The following is a 19,569-nucleotide window of genomic DNA, read 5'->3' as shown; positions in this document are numbered from 1 at the left end:
GCTGAAGTTTCCCTCGGCGGCTCTGTCTTTATTTAATCTTGCGGCACTTATTTACTGCAATTCCAGGGTTTCAGTTGTTTAAAGAAGTCATTACCCTTATCATCCACCAGGATAAATGCGGGGAAATCTTCCACTTCAATCTTCCAGATAGCCTCCATACCGAGTTCGGGATATTCCACACACTCGATACTCTTGATATTATTCTGTGCCAAGATGGCGGCAGGACCGCCGATAGAACCGAGATAGAAGCCGCCATACTTCTTGCAGGCATCCGTAACCTGCTGGCTACGATTACCTTTGGCAAGCATAATCATACTTCCGCCATGGCTTTGGAAAAGGTCCACATACGGGTCCATACGTCCGGCAGTTGTCGGCCCCATTGAACCACACGCCATTCCCTGCGGAGTTTTGGCAGGACCGGCATAGTAGATAGGATGGTCTTTGATGTATTGCGGCAAATCTTCACCGCGATCCAAACGTTCTTTCAACTTGGCATGAGCGATGTCACGACCTACGATGATAGTACCGTTCAGAGACAGACGGGTAGAAACCGGATACTTGGTCAGCTCCTTCAGGATATTTTCCATCGGTTGGTTCAAATCGATCTTCACTACATCACCCTCACCAGCTTTACGGAGTTCGGCAGGAATCAGCTCACCCGGATTGCTGTCGAGTTTTTCAATCCAAATACCCTCTTTGTTGATTTTACATTTAATGTTACGGTCGGCAGAACAGGACACGCCCAGACCTACCGGACAGGAAGCACCGTGACGCGGTAAACGAATGATACGTACATCATGAGCCAGATATTTACCGCCGAACTGTGCGCCAAGACCAATCTTGTGAGCTTCCGCCAATACCTGTTTCTCCAATTCCACATCACGGAAAGCACGACCGAACTCATTGCCGGCGGTAGGCAGGTTATCGTAGAAGTGAGTGGAAGCCAACTTCACCGTCAGCAAGTTCTTCTCGGCAGAAGTACCACCGATAACGAATGCAATGTGATAGGGCGGACAAGCAGCCGTACCCAATGTCTTTATCTTTTCGATAAGGAACGGAACCAGCGTTTCAGGATTCAGGATAGCTTTCGTTTCTTGATAGAGATATGTTTTATTGGCAGAACCGCCACCCTTAGTAACGCAAAGAAACTCATACTCCATGCCTTCAGTAGCTTCAATATCAATCTGCGCCGGAAGATTGCACTTCGTATTCACTTCGTCGTACATATTGAGAGGGGCGTTCTGAGAATAACGCAGATTCTCTTCCGTATATGTTTTATAGACACCGAGCGAGAGGGCTTCTTCATCACAATAGCCCGTCCACACTTGTTGTCCTTTTTCACCGTGGATGATAGCCGTACCCGTATCCTGGCAGAAGGGCAGCACACCCTTAGAGGCAACTTCGGCATTACGCAGGAAAGTCAAAGCCACATACTTATCGTTGTCACTTGCTTCAGGGTCACTCAAAATCTTAGCAACTTGTTCGTTGTGCGAACGACGCAACATAAACGAAACGTCACGGAAAGCCGCATTAGCCATTGCGGTCAGACCCTCTTTTTCAATCTTCAGGATGGGTTTTCCTTCAAACTCGCTTACGGACACGTAGTCTTTTGTAAGCAGATAATACTCAGTTGTATCCTTACCCTTCTCGAACATGGGCTGATACTTGAACGGAGGTGTTGTTGCCATAATTACTTGTTCATTTAATATTTAAAAGTGATTCGTGACACAAAGGTAACAACTATTATTGAAATATTTCTTTAATTAGGGTGAAAACTTATAGGCACAACCATCTTGCCATTACTTAACGTACGTGTCGCATGCGCCCTATCAATTCATCGCCCAACGCCGTCTTTACTTCGATATGTTTCAACACGGCAGTTACAAACGGATTACTTTCAAAATCACCGCGCACTTGCTCAAAGTCAAGTTCTTTTTCAAGACGTGAGCCATCGGCTCCGAACCCGGTCATAGAAGCCAAAGAAAATTCTTTCTTGGCATCTTCATAGACCATACGGTCTAGACCGACAACAGACTCTTTCCACTTTTCTACGATGTGTATAATGTCTTCCGCCGTAATATTTTCGGGATTGATACCGTAAAATTCTTCCAGTTTGTCGTACGCCCATGTCCACTCGTAAGTGTAGTAGTTCTGATGCATCCGTTCAAATTCCGCATTGATGTTTTTCAATCGGTTGACCACCCCGGACTCAATGCCGTCTATTAATGCGTCAATTTCGCTTTTAGGAGCTATCAATCCGGAAATATCCACCCACTCCCCGCTACCGATAGAGGTATCGGGCTTAAGGCGGGTGCGTATCTCTTCATTACTTCTGAAATTGATACCTTCCAAACGCTTGATTACGGAATTACCAAGGAATTTGTGAATAGCGATTTCATAAAAGCGAATACCTTTTACCAATGCTGAATTGCGAATCTTGGCACTATGGAAAGAATAGATATCGGATAATTCACCCGAAGCATAACGCAGGTTCTTCAATGTCTCCCGCCCCTTGAACATCTTTTGTACAGTATACGGACTCAAAAGGTTGTAGTTAATGAAGTCCAGCTTATTGGTATCGGTACGCTGGTCACGCTTAGGCCATTTCTGGGCATCACGGATAGTACCTACGCTACGCAGATTGACACCCGGAACAAGATAGGTCGTATTGTTCTGCTCTATCAGATAAGAGAACGGCAAGTTGGAAGTATCGGAATGGTTGACGTGACGACCCATAACGAGAGAGAAAGCCCCCACCCTTGCAGGCCACAGAATATAAGAATCGGAAGTGGTCTTAGCGCCGCGTTCCAACGTTCCCTGGTGAATAGGGCCGAGCTTGTACATGTGATTACTCTGATTGGAACCGGAACCGGCATTCATAAAGGAGAACATACCGGCTATAAGCAAAGTGGATTTGTGGTGCGTCACCGTATAAGGTCCGGCAAAGATGGCACATGCTTCACCGTTTTCTCCCTGACAATTACTGAAGAACAAGGAATCCGAAGCAGAATAGTTATGCCCCAGTTTGCAAGCCTGCCCTACAAAACAACGGGTAAGCATAGCACCGTCGTCCACACGCGAACCGGATGATATAATAAAGTTATCGCAAATAACGCCGTGACCGATATGTACAGGAGCTATCTCATTACTGTTGACGCTTCCGTTGTACAGACGGCACGTACCGCAAATGTGGCAATAGTCACCGATACGCACATTCTTGATAGAACCGGTGTTGAGTATCATGACATGATTACCGATAGAACCGACAGTAGAAGCATGCTTATTGGAATAGAAATCTGTTATTTCCTTCATCCGCGCAATCAGCTCCGGACGATGGCGGTAAAGCGCCATGATATAAGCTTGATGAGCGGAAAGTTTATCACTGATAAGAACCTCACGGCCACCCGTTTCGTTCAGAACGGATACCTCTACACCATTACCAAATTTAGATAACCCGTCTACAAGAATGATATCCACATTCTCAATGAAAGTATCATGTCCGATTTCATAATTGGCAATGTAGTTCTGAATATTCTCAATGCAGCAGTTATCGCCCACCGTTACATTGTGAAGCGTTACATGCCGCAAACCGGAATGTTTCTTTATTCCACCCGGTAAGGTAAATTCCGAATGGAATATCCCCAAACGCACCTCGCCCGAGAAGCGGGTATGATGCACAAATTCCGTTGAAAACTCTTCAGCAACGGTTACCTTCCCCCAATCATCCGCCAGACACGACTGGCTCTTTAACCGGAGCACTTCGTCTTCGGTCAAGTTTCTGTAAGTCATAACACCTAAATTAAGAATGAAGAATTAAGAATGAAGAATCCGGCTGCGCCGTGTCGTGCAGACATCATTCCGCACGGTAATTCTTCACTCTTCATTCTTAACTCTTCATTAAATTAAACCTCTTCTTCTTCGTAGGTCTGATAAAGAAAATCGTTATAGGGGTACTTTTGCACGTGCAGTTCTTTTACACGCTGATAAACCACACTCTTCAATTCCTCTACATTGACTCGTTCACGGGCAGAGATAAAGAGACAGTTGTCTTCCATCTTTGCCATCCATGTCTTCATCAGTTCTTCGAGCGTTAAGTTTTCTTTGGTTCTGGGGGTAAGGTCGTCTTCCGCTTTCGCCACATAGGTGTAAGCGTCTATTTTATTAAATACAAGTATCATGGGTTTACCGGATGCACCGATGTCCGCCAATGTCTTGTTTACCACTTCTATCTGCTCTTCAAAGTCGGGATGTGAAATATCTACGATGTGCAGCAACAAATCGGCTTCGCGCACTTCGTCCAAAGTAGATTTAAAAGAATCTACCAAGTCGGTCGGCAATTTACGGATAAAACCAACCGTATCTGACAAAAGGAACGGCAGGTTCTCGATGATAACTTTACGTACCGTAGTATCCAACGTAGCAAAGAGCTTATTCTCCGCAAATACTTCGCTCTTGGAAAGCAACGTCATCAAAGTAGATTTGCCTACATTGGTATATCCTACCAATGCTACACGAATAAGACGACCGCGATTCTTACGCTGGGTTGCCTTTTGCTTATCAATCTCCGCCAAACGTTCTTTCAGTAATGACATGCGGTTTAAGATGATACGACGGTCCATCTCCAACTGTGTTTCACCCGGACCGCGCAAACCTACGGAACCTTTACCGCCACCCGCACCTGAACCACCTCCCTGACGTTCCAAGTGAGTCCACAAACGTTGCAGACGGGGAAGCATGTATTTATACTGCGCCAGTTCAACCTGAGTTTTCGCATTGGCAGTCTGTGCACGCATGGCAAAAATGTCGAGAATGAGTGAGGTACGGTCTAATATCTTTATTTTCAACTCAGCCTCAATATTACGTATCTGCTTTGCCGAGAGCTCATCATCGAAAATCACCATACCGATTTCACGTTCGGCTTCTTCTTCGTTACGGATATATTCTTTTATTTCTTCCAGCTTACCCTTTCCGACATATGTCACAGAGTTTGCCTGGTCTAACTTCTGAGTAAATCGTTTCACCACTTCCGCCCCGGCTGTCTCAGCCAAGAATGCCAGTTCATCGAGGTATTCGTTCGTCTTGCGCTCATCCTGAGTTTTCGTGATAAGACCTACCAATACTGCGGTTTCGACCTGTGCTTCGGAAATTACAAATTCTTTCATTCTATTTTATACCTTATTATATATGTATACCTTTATTATATGTGGCGGCAAATATAACAAAAAAAAAGAGGACAATGTTGCGTTGTCCTCCTTTTCGTATTCTCTAGTTTCAAAATTACTCATCTTCAGCAAAGCCTGTACGACGGAAACCCGCGATTTTATAGGTATCGTCTCCCTGCACATTTACAAAGAAAACAATACTATCCGCCGGCATTCCGCTCGGAGTAGTGGCCTCGCCTTCCAAAACCTTACCGTCTGTAATGCTCAGTGTTATCTTGGGCGCTCCCCAATTAGCTTCATTGACAGCAATAGACGTTTCTGCCATTTCGAACGTACGACCTGCATAGTTAGTAGTAACTTTCAATGCAGTATTCAGCAGATAGCCTTCTTTCAACCACATCTCGGTAGGAACATTAGCGGTAGTATTATAGGTGTTCAATTCCACCGTACCGCCCAATACATCTTCCCATTCTCCTTGAGCATTTTTCTGCTCCCATGTTACATACCATGTTCCTGCCATCTTTTCTACGGCAGTACCGCCCGCTTCTACATCCGTTTCTTCGCAACCTGTCAGCGAGAAGGAAAGAACGGCAAACAATAACATCAAATATTTTTTCATATACGTATTCCTTTTATATTTATTCTACTGGTTTATCCAACACTATATTAAATAACATTCCCTGATATTCAATAGACCATTTCAATATGCCCGGATAAATATCATCAGCCGGAGTTACATCCGGATTATAAGTGATACCGGATAATTCATCATACATTCCACCAAAAGCAGAAGTTCCTCCTGATACGATAGTAAATGCAGGGTCAGTATTGCTCTTCATGCTGACATAAGCAGGCATAGCATACGCAGCACCGTATCCACGGCCTTGATCGTAGTAACCGCCCATCATATCCGAGATATGGAAAATACCCGGAGCAATCTTTTCAATGACAACAGAGAAATTACTTGAGAAAGGTTCCGGAGTATCCCACACATAATTACCACCGTCATCTGTCATATCTTCACCTTCATCGTTTGTTTGAGGCATTTGGCGATTAGAGTCCAAACTGGTAGAATACGTACCGGATATATCGGTAGTGATGGCAGGGTCATAAACGGCAACCATTCTTGTGATCTCACTGCTATACCCATCTACGTTTGTAGCTGAATATGTAATGAAATATACACCGGCCTTGCTGACGTCTACTTTATCCGCACCGGTAGTTACAATCGTAGAAGTAATATCCTTGCCCTGCTCTTTAGCAATTACACCCGGCTCTACATAAGGGGTACCTAATTCAACCGTCATAATCTCATCTCCGTTCATCTCAAAATCCACATAGTAAGTGATGAATGACGGGTCTTGTGTTGATTCATCGCAAGAAACCATCACAAGCGATAAACAAACAAATAAACTATATATTATCTTTTTCATATCTTTCTTTTATTATAAATATGTGATTGATACGCTTAATTCTTATCCCACCAAACAGGATCAGTCAACTTCATACCTGTAGGAGTATTTTTATTCAGCTGACTTGCACTATAAGAAGGATACAGACGCTTAATCATATTCTGACCGCCCAACGCATTAGTCATCGGAGCAATTAAATCACCGGCCTCATACCCTGAAATATCACCACTTGCCATATCGGCAGCCGATTTAGATGACAGTTTCGGACAATCCGTGCGACGAATTTCCGACCAAGCCTCCATATGATCCATATAGCAAAGAGCAACCCACTTTTGCATATAAATAAGTTTCAATTTAGCATCAGTAGTTGTAGCCGAAGCCCAACTAACAGTAGTAGTATATAATGCATCCGCTCCGGTCAAACCACGTGCGGCGAAGTCGGCTTCGATACCGGCTTCATAAGCAGCTTTTGCTTTGGCATCATCATTGATGAAACGGATATATACCTCCGCTATCAAGAACTGAAGCTCACTTTGAGTAAAGAAATAGACCGGTTTTGTAGCATAATACTGCATACCGCTATAATCTTTATTAAATTTACTTCCTTTCAGATTATTCTTGACTCCCGGAATTTCACCCTCATACTTCTTGGTAGCTTTTGCTTCCTTAAAACTATAAGCCAAACGTTCGATATCATTTGTCTGACTCATATACGCAATGATAGGATATGAAGCACAATGATTGTTAGCCAGACTGATGTTATTCTGTCCATACCAAGGATTATACTTGGATGTTTCATTGGCATACACATCAAATTTCACATCACCGGAAAAGAATTGATTGGCAGTAACGAGAGATTTTACTTTTTCCGTATATCCGGCAACATCCACACCCGCATCAATAAATCGAAGATACATACGCAAACGAAGAGCATTGGCAAAACCAACCCATTGGGATACATTCTTATTGAGCAGCAAATCCGTACAAGTCATTGCAGACTCCCCAAGCTCTTTTTCAGCTTCTTCCATTTCTGCCAAAACACCTTCATATATGGCTTGGCCGCCATCCCATTTAGGCATTGGATTTTCACTACCCATCAAAGCTTCACTGTAAGGAGCCTGATCCATATTATCCACTAATAACTGGAAGCTGAATGCACGCAATACAGACACGGCAAAACGGTCGGCCGGAGTTACATCTTCACTTTCGCTAATAGTTTTCAAATCTTCCAAAGCACCTGCATATAATTGGGTATAAGCACGGTCTATAATCTGAGAAGAAGGATTTATATCATATTCAATCAATGCATCATATTGCTGAGCTTCCGGCATTTGCTCGTAGTACTGAGCAAAGAAACCGGCATAATTGTACATAGCATTACCTACCGTCCATGCAATAACATTTTCCGCAGCAGGAAGTATCATATCCGGTGTTACATCACTCGGTGCATCCGGATCCGTATTAATATCAAGGTTGCAGCTCGTAAACCCTATGAGCAACGAGGAAGCAAATATCATCAGTTTCTTTTTCATATTCGTTTCTGTTTTTTTAGAATTTAACCATTAAGTTAAAACCGAACTTACGGCTGCTCGGGTTGGCCGTCCATTCACCGTACTGTCCTTCAAGGTCATTACCGAATGAAGTCATTTCCGGGTCAATAAAGGTATTGTCTGACGGAGTCCATACAAAAAGGTTGCTTCCGTAAACAGACACCTTGATATCTTGGAACGGAGTCTTGGATAACCATCTCTTTGGCAAATCCCATCCTAAAGAGATATTGCGCAACTTAACAAATGATTTATCAATCAATTCATAGCTGCCCATCATATCTCCACCTGCATTCCAATAATCACAAATCTTAGCATAGCTCACCGGAGTGGTATTTTCCACGAAACTGCCATCGCTTAATTGATTAACCGAGTTAGGCACGATGAACGGGTTACGGTCGTTATAGGCAGTCTGGATAGCATTACCTGTAAAATAGTTGATTGCCTTTGTACGTGAATACATTTTACCACCCTGACGAATATCGAAATCTACACCTAAAGTAATACCTTTGTATTGCAACATGGTAGATACACCCATCTGATATTTATAGTTCATGGTACCTACAATAGCCATTTGGTCTGAAGCCACCGGCAGACCGGTAGAAGGATTCACTACAATATTACCATTATCATCAGTCATAGGAACTTCAGCTTTGTACGTACCCAAAGGTTCACCTACAATAGCATATAGTGTTGTACCACCGCTCAAACCGAAAATGGTAGCAAGGCCGCCCAATTCTTCCGGCAAACTGATTACCTTACTATTGTTTTTCGTAAAGTTCCAGGTCAATTCCCAAGTAAAGTCTTTAGTCTGAATAGGACGTCCGGTAACAAGCAACTCCCAACCTTGATTACGAATTTTACCCAAGTTGACGTTACGATATGTATAACCGCTGGCAGCATCCATATTCAAACTCATAATCTGATTGTCTGAATTACGGTTATAATATGCCGCATCTACTGACAATCGTCCATTAAAGAACGCTACATTTGCCCCGAATTCATATTCCGTAGTCATCTCCGGCTTCAATGCATTATTGCCAAGTATATTACCTTTGGTAAAAGCATTAGTACCATTCAGCGGAAACTTCACTTCACCCCAGCCACCGCTATCAGCCACGGCTTGACCATAAGAAGTCAATGTCATATAAGGATCGGCATCATTACCGGTCTTACCATAAGCCGCACGAATCTTACCGAATGTAAACCAGCTTTTCAAATCTTCATTAAACAATTCGCTGAATACAAAACTACCTGTAACACCCGGATAGAAGAAACCGCGTTTACCCTTAGGAAGAGTAGATGACCAGTCGTTACGCGCTGTGGCAGTCAAATAAACCATGCTTTTCCATGCCAAGTCCACTTGTGCAAACACCGCATTGGAACGACGGCGGGAGCTTAATTCCTCTGCAAGAGGAGTATTGGCCGAATTGCTCAAATGATACCAGGTAGGGATATCCAAACCTGTAACAGTCGATGTCATTGAAGAATATTTACGCTCATTGAAGTTACCACCGACTAAAGCATTGATATCAAAATCACTTACCGGCATGCTGAAAGTAACTAATACATCTTGATTCAGCTCACGACGACGTAACATTTCTTCCATTACCTTTCCGTTCTTTCCATTAAAGTTTCCCTGATCATCATTAGGAGTACCGGCAAATAAAGCTGCCAAATTAGGCTCACCATATTTTTGTTCGCTGTTCGTAGCGTCTAAACCGATGCGATAGGTAAACTTAAAATATTTCAAGAAATCGTAATCTACCTGGAACTTTCCATAAATCTTCTCTGACTTATAAGTATTCATATAAGTATCCAGAATATAATAGGGATTGGTTACACCATAAGGAGTATAATAGTATCCCGGACCATTGAATGGATCATTCAAATCCTTTTGACCAATAATGCTTATATCACGCGGAGTTTGGTACAGAGAGTTAATCATTGAAAGTCCCTGTCCGGTTGTAGCAAACTTATTACGCTGACTTGCATAATTTACAGAAGATGACAGGGTCAAATTTCCAATCTTATGTCCGCCACGGGCAGAGAAAGTATATTTGTCATACGTATCTGCCTTGCCCGGCAACATTCCATCATCACTTATTTGTGAAAATGACACATAGTAATTACTTTTTTCATTAGCATTATTGAATGAAAGGCTGTTTGAGTAACGGAAACCTGTATCAAAGAAATCTTTAATGTTATCTTTCATTGCCACATAAGGCTTTACTTTCTGCGAGTTATCATAGACATTACCCCAAACACGCATAGAACCGTCAAAACGAGGTCCCCAACTACCATTCTCCAATTCAGTATGTGTACCGCTCCAACCCATACCGAATTCATTCTGTAATTGCGGGTAACGTAAGATAGTAGAAGCCTGTAAGCCACCATTATATTCTATTCCCAAACCTTTCTTTTGCTGCTTACCAGTTTTTGTAGTGATCATGATAACACCATTAGCCGCACGGCTACCATAAAGTGCCGTTGCAGCAGCACCTTTCAATACTGTCATGCTCTCTACATCATCAGGATTAATAGCATTGGCACCATTACCAAAGTCATAGCTCGTATCAAGAGCATCACTGGTAGATGAACCGGCGGAAGAGTTACTCATCGGTACTCCATCAATAATATAAAGCGGCTGATTGGAACCTGACAAAGAACTAAAACCACGTACGACAACAGAATTAGACGCACCCGGATCCGATGAGTTACTTGATATCTGTACACCCGCAATTTTTCCGGATAAAGCAGACATCACATCTGAATTGCGAGTAGCTGTAATCTTGTCACTATTCACAGAGGTTGCAGAATATCCCAATGCTTTTTCTGAACGTTTAATACCCATTGCTGTCACAACGACCTCATCAAGCACTTCTGTATCAGACTTTAATACAACTCTCAAATTAGGCTTGATTGCAACTTCTTGTGCCTGCATACCTACGAACGAAACCTGCAAAGTCTTCGCAGAACTTGGTACGTTCAGTAATGTAAAATCACCATCTACATTGGTAATAGCACCAATTTGTGTACCTTTTACCAATACAGAGGCTCCAATAACTGGCTGCCCATCTTCTTCAGAAATCACAACACCTGTAACCTTCTGTGTTTGGGCAGTTACTAAGCCTATTCCTACAAAAAGGCAGGCCAATAACAGCATTAATTTTCTTTTCATAAATTCTCTCTTAAAGTTTAACTTTACATTAATTGTTTCTTTACTCTAACAAAATGCAAATATATTAATAAATATGAAACGGGCAACTATTTTATTGAAAAAACCTTGTAAATCTATCAAACTGTTAACAAAATATGCCATTTTATGCTGAATAGCAGATTTTATACAATTAAAGAACCTCAAAACACTATCATTAGCTATCACTATGTTTCAACCATTTTACCCAATTATTAATCCGGATACACGTATTTTAAAACAAAATGGTTAAAAAAACTCCCATATTTGTGCTATTTGATTGGATTATGAGAGACATTTTGCGTCTTTTTTATGGCTTTAAAGAATGAACTATAAAAAAACAGAAGCCATTTTTTGCAGATATTAATCCTTATTCAAACCCTGTTTTGCACAGAATATCGTCTTATTTGTTTATAGTATTAATCAAAACAACTTGAGATGAATAAAATTATTTACAGTCTTGTGTATAACAGGAAGAAGTGTCTGAACAAAAAAGGTATGGCATTAGTACAGGTAGAAGCCTATTTAGACAGAAAAAAAAAGTACTTTTCCACCAGAGTCTATTTGAAGCCGGAACAGTGGGATACCAAAAAGCTGGTTGTTAAGAACCACCCTAATGCAGATGCTCTAAACCGGTTGATTTATGAATTTGTAGCAGCGATAGAGAAAAAAGAGCTGGAATTATGGCAACAAGGCAAACGTATATCTTTAGAGCTACTAAAGAATATGTTGACCACTCAGGAGAATAATTCTTCGTTTATATCCTTTTTCAAGCAAGAAGTCACAAACTCATCTTTAAAGAATAGCACTAAGCGCAATCATCTTTCCACCCTTATGTTATTGCAAGAGTTCAAAAAGGATATAACGTTTTCTGATCTGACATTTGAGTTTGTGTCCTCTTTTGAGTATTTTCTACAGTTAAAAGGGTATCATACAAATACTATTGCAAAACATATGAAACATTTGAAACGCCACGTAAATATAGCTATTAATAAGGAATATATTGAAATACAGAAATATGCTTTCAGAAAATATAAAATAAAAACAGTGGAGAATAAACATACCCATTTAGTGCCGGAAGAACTGGAAAAGTTGGAGAAATTGAATTTGTCGGGTAGATATATGAAGTTACAAAAATCTTTGGATGCTTTTCTGTTCTGTTGCTATGCAGGAATGCGATACTCTGATTTTACAAATTTATCTTCCGAGAATATTGTGGATATTAATCAGGAAACATGGCTTATATATAAATCGGTAAAGACAGGAACAGAAGTACGTTTACCCCTTTATTTGCTTTTCGCAGGCAAAGGGATTATAATTCTTAATAAATATCGAGATAATCTTGAAGGCTTCTTTCGTTTGAGAGATAACTCAAATGTCAACAAAGACTTGCTGACCCTCGCAAAGTTGGCCGGATTATCAAAGAATATATCTTTCCATACGGCACGTCATACCAATGCAACGTTGCTGATATACAACGGGGTAAATATCACTACCGTGCAAAAGCTACTCGGGCATAAGAGCGTAAAAACCACTCAAGTTTATACCAATATTATGGATATGACCATCATTCATGATTTAGAGAAAATGAAACAAGCAACACCGTTTGCTGGAAAATAAGTGGGGAATAAGGCTTTTTTAGTCAAGAAGTACCCCAAAAACAAGCAGCCAAGCTGCTGGCTCTGATTCGTTAGACAACTGTTTCCCTTTCGTTAGACAGTTGTTTAACGAAAGGATAACGGATGTCTAACGAAAGGGAAACAGCTGTCTAACGAATTAAAACTTGCTAAGTGGCTTGATAGTTAAGCACGATAGAATTATTATGTTTTACTACGGATTTGCATCCTTTATTTGTTTGTTGTCATACGTTATATGTTTTTGGGAAGAAATATCATAATCTTATTATAATATTCTTTTATATCTCTGAATTACTGTATTTATTTTTACATGAAATCTTAGTTTACCGTTTCCTAAATAATATGTTTTTTATTTTCATTCACTGCCACTATTTATATCGTTTTTTTTATTTACAAATGTATCTTAGTAAAAATTGAAAGTATATTTTAATAGTCATAATAAAAACTGCATATTGCTATTAGTACTCTAAAAATCAATAATTTATCATAGAATATGGGTACATAAGGGTAACGTAAAACTCTTGTTGATGTCCGTTGGAGCATGTTCTATTGATGTTTTAATCAAATGCAAAAAATAGATGCAATTTGTAAACTGCTCATTTATATATATTTATGTATATGATAGTTCTGCGAAAACTCTGCAGATTTCGTTCGTAGGTATGCAGACGCAAGAAGTAACAATTAAGCCGAATGTAAAGGTTGTAATGAAGTCTGATAGCGAGATGCTTGATGAAGTGATGGTAGTTGCTTATGGTACCGCGAAGAAATCTTCGTTTACAGGTGCCGCATCTTCCGTTAGTGGTGATAAAACCTTAAAGGATATACCCGTTTCGTCTTTTGAAGAAGCTCTTGCCGGTTCTACTCCGGGACTTACGATTAATTCAACCAGTGGGCAACCGGGAGCCGGCTTGCAGATTCGCGTACGTGGAACAGGCTCTATGAACGCGACTAACGAACCTCTTTATGTTATCGACGGTGTACCTGTTGTTTCGGGAGATATTGCAGTCTCTGCCGTAAATAATGACTCTAAGGCTTTCAATGTCATGGCATCTATTAACCCGAGTGATATAGAAAATATTACGGTTTTGAAAGATGCCGCTGCAGCCTCTCTTTATGGTTCAAGAGCAGCTAATGGTGTCATTCTTATCACCACCAAACATGGCAAGGCGGGCAAAACTAGAATTAACTTCAAAGCTAATTGGGGATTCTCGGATTGGGCTATGAAGAATCGCAAAAGTGTAAATGGAAAGCAGCGACATGAACTGACCTATGAAGCCTGTTATAACGAAGCAACCATTTACGGTATACCCGATAGTGAAGGAAACTATAATGGACCCGCTTCTGATGCTGATGCAAAGGCGTATGCACAAGAAATGGCAGACTATTACGCTGATGCAAACTATAACGTAGATTGGGAAGATGCTTTCTTCCGTAAGCACGGTTCAAGCCAAAACTATGAATTCTCGGCTCAGGGAGGAGATGAGCGTAATTCGTTCTTCGCATCACTTGCATACAAAAAGGAAGAGGGAAAGGCCAAGACTTCTTCTTTAGATGGATTTATGGGGCGTATCAATGCTGTGCATCGTTCTGCTGATAATAAGTGGCAAATGGGTGCAAACATTTCATTGTCTAAACAAAATTCTTCGGTTACTAGTGAAGGAACAGCTTATGCTAACCCATTTTTCCTTGTGAATTATGTTTGTTCACCTAACATGCCTATATATGACGAAAATGGTGACTATTATTTGCATCCGGTATTGCAACAGGTTTTCACTCATACTCATCCTGTTGAAGATATTAACCTGGATAAAAATGAATCAAAGGTTTTCAGAAGCTTCAATAATCTATGGGCATCCTACCAAATCATTGAAGGATTGACTTTGAAAGAGAGTATTAGCTATGACTATATCAATAACACATCTGTCACTTATTGGCCGCTTTCCTCTAATAATGGTGTTATGAACAATGGTTTAGGAGCTACTTACCCTGTACAGCAACATAATATTTATTCGTCCACAACTTTAAATTATACCAAAACTTTCAATAACAAACATAACGTTGACGCTTTGATTGGTTGGGATATTGATGATAGACGTAAAGAATATGTTCTTGCTACTGCATCGGGATATCCTCATGATAAATTACCGGAGTCTATTAATGCCTCGACTCCTTTGGAAGGTTTTTCATATTATACAGAAGACCATTTATTGTCTTTACTTTCACGTGTCAATTATGATTATGACAATAAATATTATTTCTCGGCTAACTATCGTAGAGATGGCAGCTCACGTTTAGGAGCAAACAACCGCTGGGCTAATTTCTGGTCTGTTTCCGCTGCGTGGAGAATGACTCAAGAAAAGTTTATGGAGAATGTTTCATTTATCAATGACTTGAAAATTAGAGCATCATATGGTATTAACGGTACATTACCCAATGACCTTTACGGACATTTAAGTCTTTATGGATACGGCTATAATTATCAAACGATAGCAGGCTCGGCACCAGCATCTGTTCCTAATCCTGATTTGTCGTGGGAACGCAATAACAACTTTAATATAGGTTTCGATGCAAGATTGTTTGATAGATTAGGCATTACCTTTGACTATTACACTCGTAAAACAACAGACTTGTTGCAAGATGTACCAACTTCAATGGTTGTTGGCTTTACATCAATGCTGAAAAATGTTGGAGAAATGACAAATAAGGGGGTTGAATTGGATATTAATGTTGATGTATTTAAGAATGGACCTGTTAAATGGAATACAGGTTTAGCTCTGTCTCATAACAGCAATAAGGTATCTAAACTTTATGGTGGCAAAGACATCATTGACGGCACAAGTATCATACGTGAAGGCGAATCATATTATTCATGGTGGAGTCGTGAATGGGCTGGAGTAGACCCTGCAACAGGTGAAGAACAGTGGGTTCTGAACACAGAGAATGAGGATGGAAGTCTGAATCGTGAATTGACGAAAGACCCTTCAAAAGCACAAAGAGTAATTATCGGGAAACCGGATCCTAAATTAACCGGTGGTTGGAGAAATAGTGTGTCATGGAAGGGTTTGGAACTTAATATGCTGTTCAATTTCTCTTTAGGCGGTAAACTCTTTGATTCAATGCGAACCAGTATAACAGATACAGATGGTTACTATATTTACTATAATACGTCCATAGACCAAATGAATAGATGGCAAAAGCCGGGTGATGTTACGGATGTACCCAGACGCATCAATAACTATATCTATGGTAATTATGGTAGCTCACGTTTTATGAAAGACCTTAATTATCTGCGTTTAAAGAGTTTGAGCCTGTCATACACGCTTCCTAAACAATGGGTAAGTCGCGCGCAAATGGAAAATGTCAGAGTTTTTGTTTCCGGAAGTAATCTATTAACGTTGACTTCTTATGATAATGTAGACCCGGAACAACCAATAAACGGTATCCCGACGTTTGCATTGCCGGCTCTGAAGAGTGTGACATTCGGTATTGAAATTGGCTTCTAATCAACAAAAAAAGAATATGATGAAAACAATAAATATAATATCTAAAACAGCTCTAATAGCAGGCTTGGTGTGCTTAGCCTCTTGCAATGACTATTTAGTTACATACCCTTCCGATTCGTTGGAAAGTGAAACCGCCATCACTACGCCTGAGGATACCAAAACTGCGCTGAATGGTGCATATGCAGGATTAATCAGTGCTCGGGATGCTGCTGGTAACAACTATTATTATTACGGAACTGATTTCTTGGCAAGGGCAGAAGTTGGGGGAGATGATATGCAAACCTCAAAGTCTGGTGACCGTACAGAACAATATTATCGCTTTACCTATCGCCAGACAAACGCCTCGGCGGATTTATGGTATCCTCCCTATACCGTTATTAATCGAGTTAACGTATTGTTGGAAGCAATAGATAGTGGTAAGGTCCCTATGACGGACGTAACCAAGAATTCTAAAGGAGAAGCTTTAGCTATCAGAGCCTTAGCACATTTTGACTTACTAATTACATATGGAGCTCCTTACTTAAAAGATAATGGGGCATCATTAGGAGTTCCTATTGTGAAAAAAGTGTTGTCCGCAACAGAATTGCCTGCTCGTTCAACGGTGGCCGAAGGTTATCAAGCTGTACTAGATGATTTGACTGAGGCTTTGGGTTTTATTGGTGAAGACAAGAACTATGGACACTTTAATATATGGGCGGTGAAAGCGCTTCTTGCCCGGGTTAATCTTTATAAAGGAGATTATGACGCCGCTTACACTTACGCCACTGATGTTGTGGAAAACAGCCCGTATAGTTTGATAGAAACCGGAGAATATGTAGCTTCATGGCAACTGGAAGAAACCAAAGAATCTATATTTGATTTAGCACTGTCTTCCACAACTTATTCTGGAGATCGTGAACTATGGGGAGCAGTTGTAAGTCCTGCGGAATATGGTTCGGTTATAGCAACCAAGGAATTTGTGGATTTATTAAATGAGGATCCTAATGATGTCCGGTTAGGCTTGCTTATCCCTGATAAGAGTGGAAGTAAACAAACCGTTAATAAATATCCTGGACGTGATGCCATAACAATTAATAATATCCGTGTGTTACGTTTGTCTGACATTTACTTGATTGGTGCAGAAGCTGCATTGAGAAAGGCCACAGTAGACCAGACGGTTGCAGATAATTATTTGTTTGCTATAAGGAATCGTGCAAATCGAGCAAATGTTAAAATTACTGCTACTTTAGATTTGGTGAGCAAAGAACGTAGGAAAGAGTTGGTTATGGAAGGACACCGCCTGCATGACATATTACGCCAAGGAGGAGAAGTGACACGTCAAGGAGGTTATCATTTTTTGAATGCGACTGACTTGATTACGGTTAATTGGAATGATTACCGTACTATCATGCCGATTCCGCAAGCAGAAATAGATGCTAATACTAATATGATACAGAATCCTGAATATAATTAATAGAATAAGATATTCATAGGGGAAGATTATTTTCTTCTTTCACAAGGATAGGCCAACTAGTTATTATAAACTGGTTGGCCTATTGTATTCTCCGAAGAGAACAATCTTAATTATAAATACTTTGCAGTATTTTATAGTGCCACTTATAACTGAATCCCGTTTACATTTACACAAAATTATGGACAGTGCCATTTTTTACTTTTACTAATAAGCAAATCATTACTTCCCTTTTAACTTATCTGTTTCTTCAACCAAATATCAAAGAACTTATCATATATGCTATACACACCTAATTCATTAGTTACAAAATCTTTATCCAAAAGTCCTTTAATAGCTCCTTGTACAGAACTGGCAGTGAGTTTATAAGTTTTCAAGAATTTGGAGGAAGTAATCTCCCGTGCCTTCCCTTCCTTGCAAATAGCAATAAGAACTTCTTTTTGCTTAGGTGGAAGTTGAAACAAAAGCGAAGAATAGGTAAAATTCAATTGTGCCAAAATATTATCAACTGCAGTATTCACTTTATCAACTGTACATTCTTCACCTTCAGCAGTTATTGCATAAAGTGAGTTTGCTAGAAATTGAATGTACCAAGTTATTCCTTCAAAACGCTGATAAACTTCTTGAACTGTTTCCTCAGTAATTATTTTCTTATTCTCCGTAAAGTGCTTTTTTATAAATTCCGTATAAATATCTATATCAATAGGAGATAATTCCATGATAGCCGTACTCTGATAAAACGGACGTGATGGGCTGGTAAATATCTCTCCCATCATATGTCGTTGCGAACCGGCATAAATAAATTTCGCATTAGAACAGTGTTGGATATGTGTTCGTAGTGTAGCCTCAACATCACTTTCCGGGTATTTAGCAATAACTTGAAACTCATCAATGGAGATTAAGCAAGGTTTATCTGCTTGTTCCAAATAATGAAATATTTCATCAAGAGTAATGGTAGGAGTCTTTATATCTCCCATCTCCAGATTCCAACTTGGATTACCGCTGAAGTCAAAAGAAATACTGGTACGAAGAGAAGACAAACTTTTGAGAAATACTTCCCACGCTTTTCTTCCACGTGGCTTTAAACCGTTCAAAATACCTTTTCCAAGTTCAAATACAAACTCTTGAAGATTCTTTGTCGCATATATATCTATTAAGAATGTATGATATGCTTCCTTTATTTGTTTTTGATGAAAGCAATGTTCTATCAGCCCCGTTTTTCCTAAACGGCGGGGAGATATCAAAGCTACATTGTTACCGTTGGTTATATAGCGTGTTAATGTGGCAGTTTCAATGATACGATCACAAAAGTACTCTGCCGAAATATAGCCACTGGTTATAAAAGGATTGATTTTTGCCATAGATTACATGTTTTATACAAAGATAATTATAATCTTATTATAATAGTAATTTTATAACGATTTTCTGTAAGCAACAATTCAAAAGTACGATAAAAAATAAGAATCTCTCTTTCTTATCTTCCTACTTATGCAAAGTTTTTTCATCTACAATACTGTGTTTTATTTTGACATGAGATCTAAATCTACTGCTTTTATTATAGCATGCCTCATCTTTGATAGCAACCAATATTTAGATTACTTTTTATTTACAAAGATAGTGCAATAAAAGACCAAGGTATATTTTAATAGTTATCATATGAGT

General features: G+C 40.0%; 11 protein-coding genes. 3 read left to right on the top strand and 8 right to left on the bottom strand.

Annotated features, from left to right (window positions below):
• Positions 1-47: 47 nt before the first annotated feature.
• The 7 genes from BUB52_RS00425 to BUB52_RS00395 form a co-directional block, all read right to left on the bottom strand.
• Positions 48-1,688 (bottom strand): fumarate hydratase, encoded by a 1,641-nt coding sequence (locus BUB52_RS00425; RefSeq protein ID WP_009122913.1) that lies wholly within the window; start codon positions 1,686-1,688, stop codon positions 48-50.
• Between the two features lie 115 nt (positions 1,689-1,803).
• Positions 1,804-3,789: a DUF4954 family protein gene (locus BUB52_RS00420; protein ID WP_009122912.1), complete on the bottom strand. Its 1,986-nt coding sequence runs from the start codon at positions 3,787-3,789 to the stop codon at positions 1,804-1,806.
• Between the two features lie 113 nt (positions 3,790-3,902).
• Positions 3,903-5,162 (bottom strand): GTPase HflX, encoded by a 1,260-nt coding sequence (gene hflX / locus BUB52_RS00415; RefSeq protein ID WP_009122911.1) that lies wholly within the window; start codon positions 5,160-5,162, stop codon positions 3,903-3,905.
• Between the two features lie 115 nt (positions 5,163-5,277).
• The gene (locus BUB52_RS00410; protein WP_009122909.1) at positions 5,278-5,781 is read right to left on the bottom strand and encodes a lipid-binding protein; all 504 of its coding nucleotides are present in this window, start codon (positions 5,779-5,781) and stop codon (positions 5,278-5,280) included.
• A gap of 19 nt (positions 5,782-5,800) precedes the next feature.
• Positions 5,801-6,595, bottom strand: coding sequence for a BT_2262 family domain-containing protein (locus BUB52_RS00405; RefSeq protein WP_009122908.1), 795 nt, complete (start codon positions 6,593-6,595; stop codon positions 5,801-5,803).
• A 35-nt stretch (positions 6,596-6,630) separates the two neighbouring features.
• Entirely contained in the window at positions 6,631-8,106 is a 1,476-nt protein-coding gene (locus tag BUB52_RS00400) for a SusD/RagB family nutrient-binding outer membrane lipoprotein (RefSeq protein WP_009122907.1), read from the bottom strand.
• 16 nt (positions 8,107-8,122) lie between these two features.
• The gene (locus BUB52_RS00395) at positions 8,123-11,302 is read right to left on the bottom strand and encodes a SusC/RagA family TonB-linked outer membrane protein (RefSeq protein ID WP_009122906.1); all 3,180 of its coding nucleotides are present in this window, start codon (positions 11,300-11,302) and stop codon (positions 8,123-8,125) included.
• A 453-nt stretch (positions 11,303-11,755) separates the two neighbouring features.
• Between BUB52_RS00395 and BUB52_RS00390 the strand changes: the two genes are divergently transcribed.
• From BUB52_RS00390 to BUB52_RS00380, 3 genes are all read left to right on the top strand, one after another.
• Complete coding sequence (locus BUB52_RS00390; RefSeq protein ID WP_009122904.1) at positions 11,756-12,937, top strand: site-specific integrase; 1,182 nt, start codon at positions 11,756-11,758, stop codon at positions 12,935-12,937.
• A 595-nt stretch (positions 12,938-13,532) separates the two neighbouring features.
• Entirely contained in the window at positions 13,533-16,457 is a 2,925-nt protein-coding gene (locus BUB52_RS00385; protein ID WP_009122903.1) for a SusC/RagA family TonB-linked outer membrane protein, read from the top strand.
• Between the two features lie 16 nt (positions 16,458-16,473).
• Positions 16,474-17,910: a RagB/SusD family nutrient uptake outer membrane protein gene (locus BUB52_RS00380; protein ID WP_022219496.1), complete on the top strand. Its 1,437-nt coding sequence runs from the start codon at positions 16,474-16,476 to the stop codon at positions 17,908-17,910.
• Positions 17,911-18,140: 230 nt separating this feature from the next.
• Here BUB52_RS00380 and BUB52_RS00375 read toward each other — a convergent pair whose 3' ends face one another.
• Positions 18,141-19,268 carry an AAA family ATPase gene (locus BUB52_RS00375; protein WP_009122901.1) on the bottom strand — a complete coding sequence of 376 codons (1,128 nt, stop codon included), beginning with the start codon at positions 19,266-19,268 and terminating at the stop codon, positions 18,141-18,143.
• Positions 19,269-19,569 lie beyond the last annotated feature (301 nt).

The sequence above is a fragment of the Bacteroides clarus YIT 12056 genome (assembly GCF_900129655.1).
GTDB lineage: Bacteria > Bacteroidota > Bacteroidia > Bacteroidales > Bacteroidaceae > Bacteroides > Bacteroides clarus.
This window is presented reverse-complemented; position numbering and strand designations above follow the sequence as displayed.

What these genes read in the sequence shown, in the direction of transcription:
- BUB52_RS00380 (WP_022219496.1), top strand. Translation starts at nt 16,474, where the DNA reads ATGATGAAAACAATAAATATAATATCTAAAACAGCTCTAATAGCAGGC.
- BUB52_RS00400 (WP_009122907.1), bottom strand. Translation starts at nt 8,106, where the DNA reads ATGAAAAAGAAACTGATGATATTTGCTTCCTCGTTGCTCATAGGGTTT.
- BUB52_RS00385 (WP_009122903.1), top strand. Translation starts at nt 13,533, where the DNA reads ATGCAATTTGTAAACTGCTCATTTATATATATTTATGTATATGATAGT.
- BUB52_RS00410 (WP_009122909.1), bottom strand. Translation starts at nt 5,781, where the DNA reads ATGAAAAAATATTTGATGTTATTGTTTGCCGTTCTTTCCTTCTCGCTG.
- hflX (WP_009122911.1), bottom strand. Translation starts at nt 5,162, where the DNA reads ATGAAAGAATTTGTAATTTCCGAAGCACAGGTCGAAACCGCAGTATTG.
- BUB52_RS00390 (WP_009122904.1), top strand. Translation starts at nt 11,756, where the DNA reads ATGAATAAAATTATTTACAGTCTTGTGTATAACAGGAAGAAGTGTCTG.
- BUB52_RS00375 (WP_009122901.1), bottom strand. Translation starts at nt 19,268, where the DNA reads ATGGCAAAAATCAATCCTTTTATAACCAGTGGCTATATTTCGGCAGAG.
- BUB52_RS00420 (WP_009122912.1), bottom strand. Translation starts at nt 3,789, where the DNA reads ATGACTTACAGAAACTTGACCGAAGACGAAGTGCTCCGGTTAAAGAGC.
- BUB52_RS00405 (WP_009122908.1), bottom strand. Translation starts at nt 6,595, where the DNA reads ATGAAAAAGATAATATATAGTTTATTTGTTTGTTTATCGCTTGTGATG.
- BUB52_RS00395 (WP_009122906.1), bottom strand. Translation starts at nt 11,302, where the DNA reads ATGAAAAGAAAATTAATGCTGTTATTGGCCTGCCTTTTTGTAGGAATA.
- BUB52_RS00425 (WP_009122913.1), bottom strand. Translation starts at nt 1,688, where the DNA reads ATGGCAACAACACCTCCGTTCAAGTATCAGCCCATGTTCGAGAAGGGT.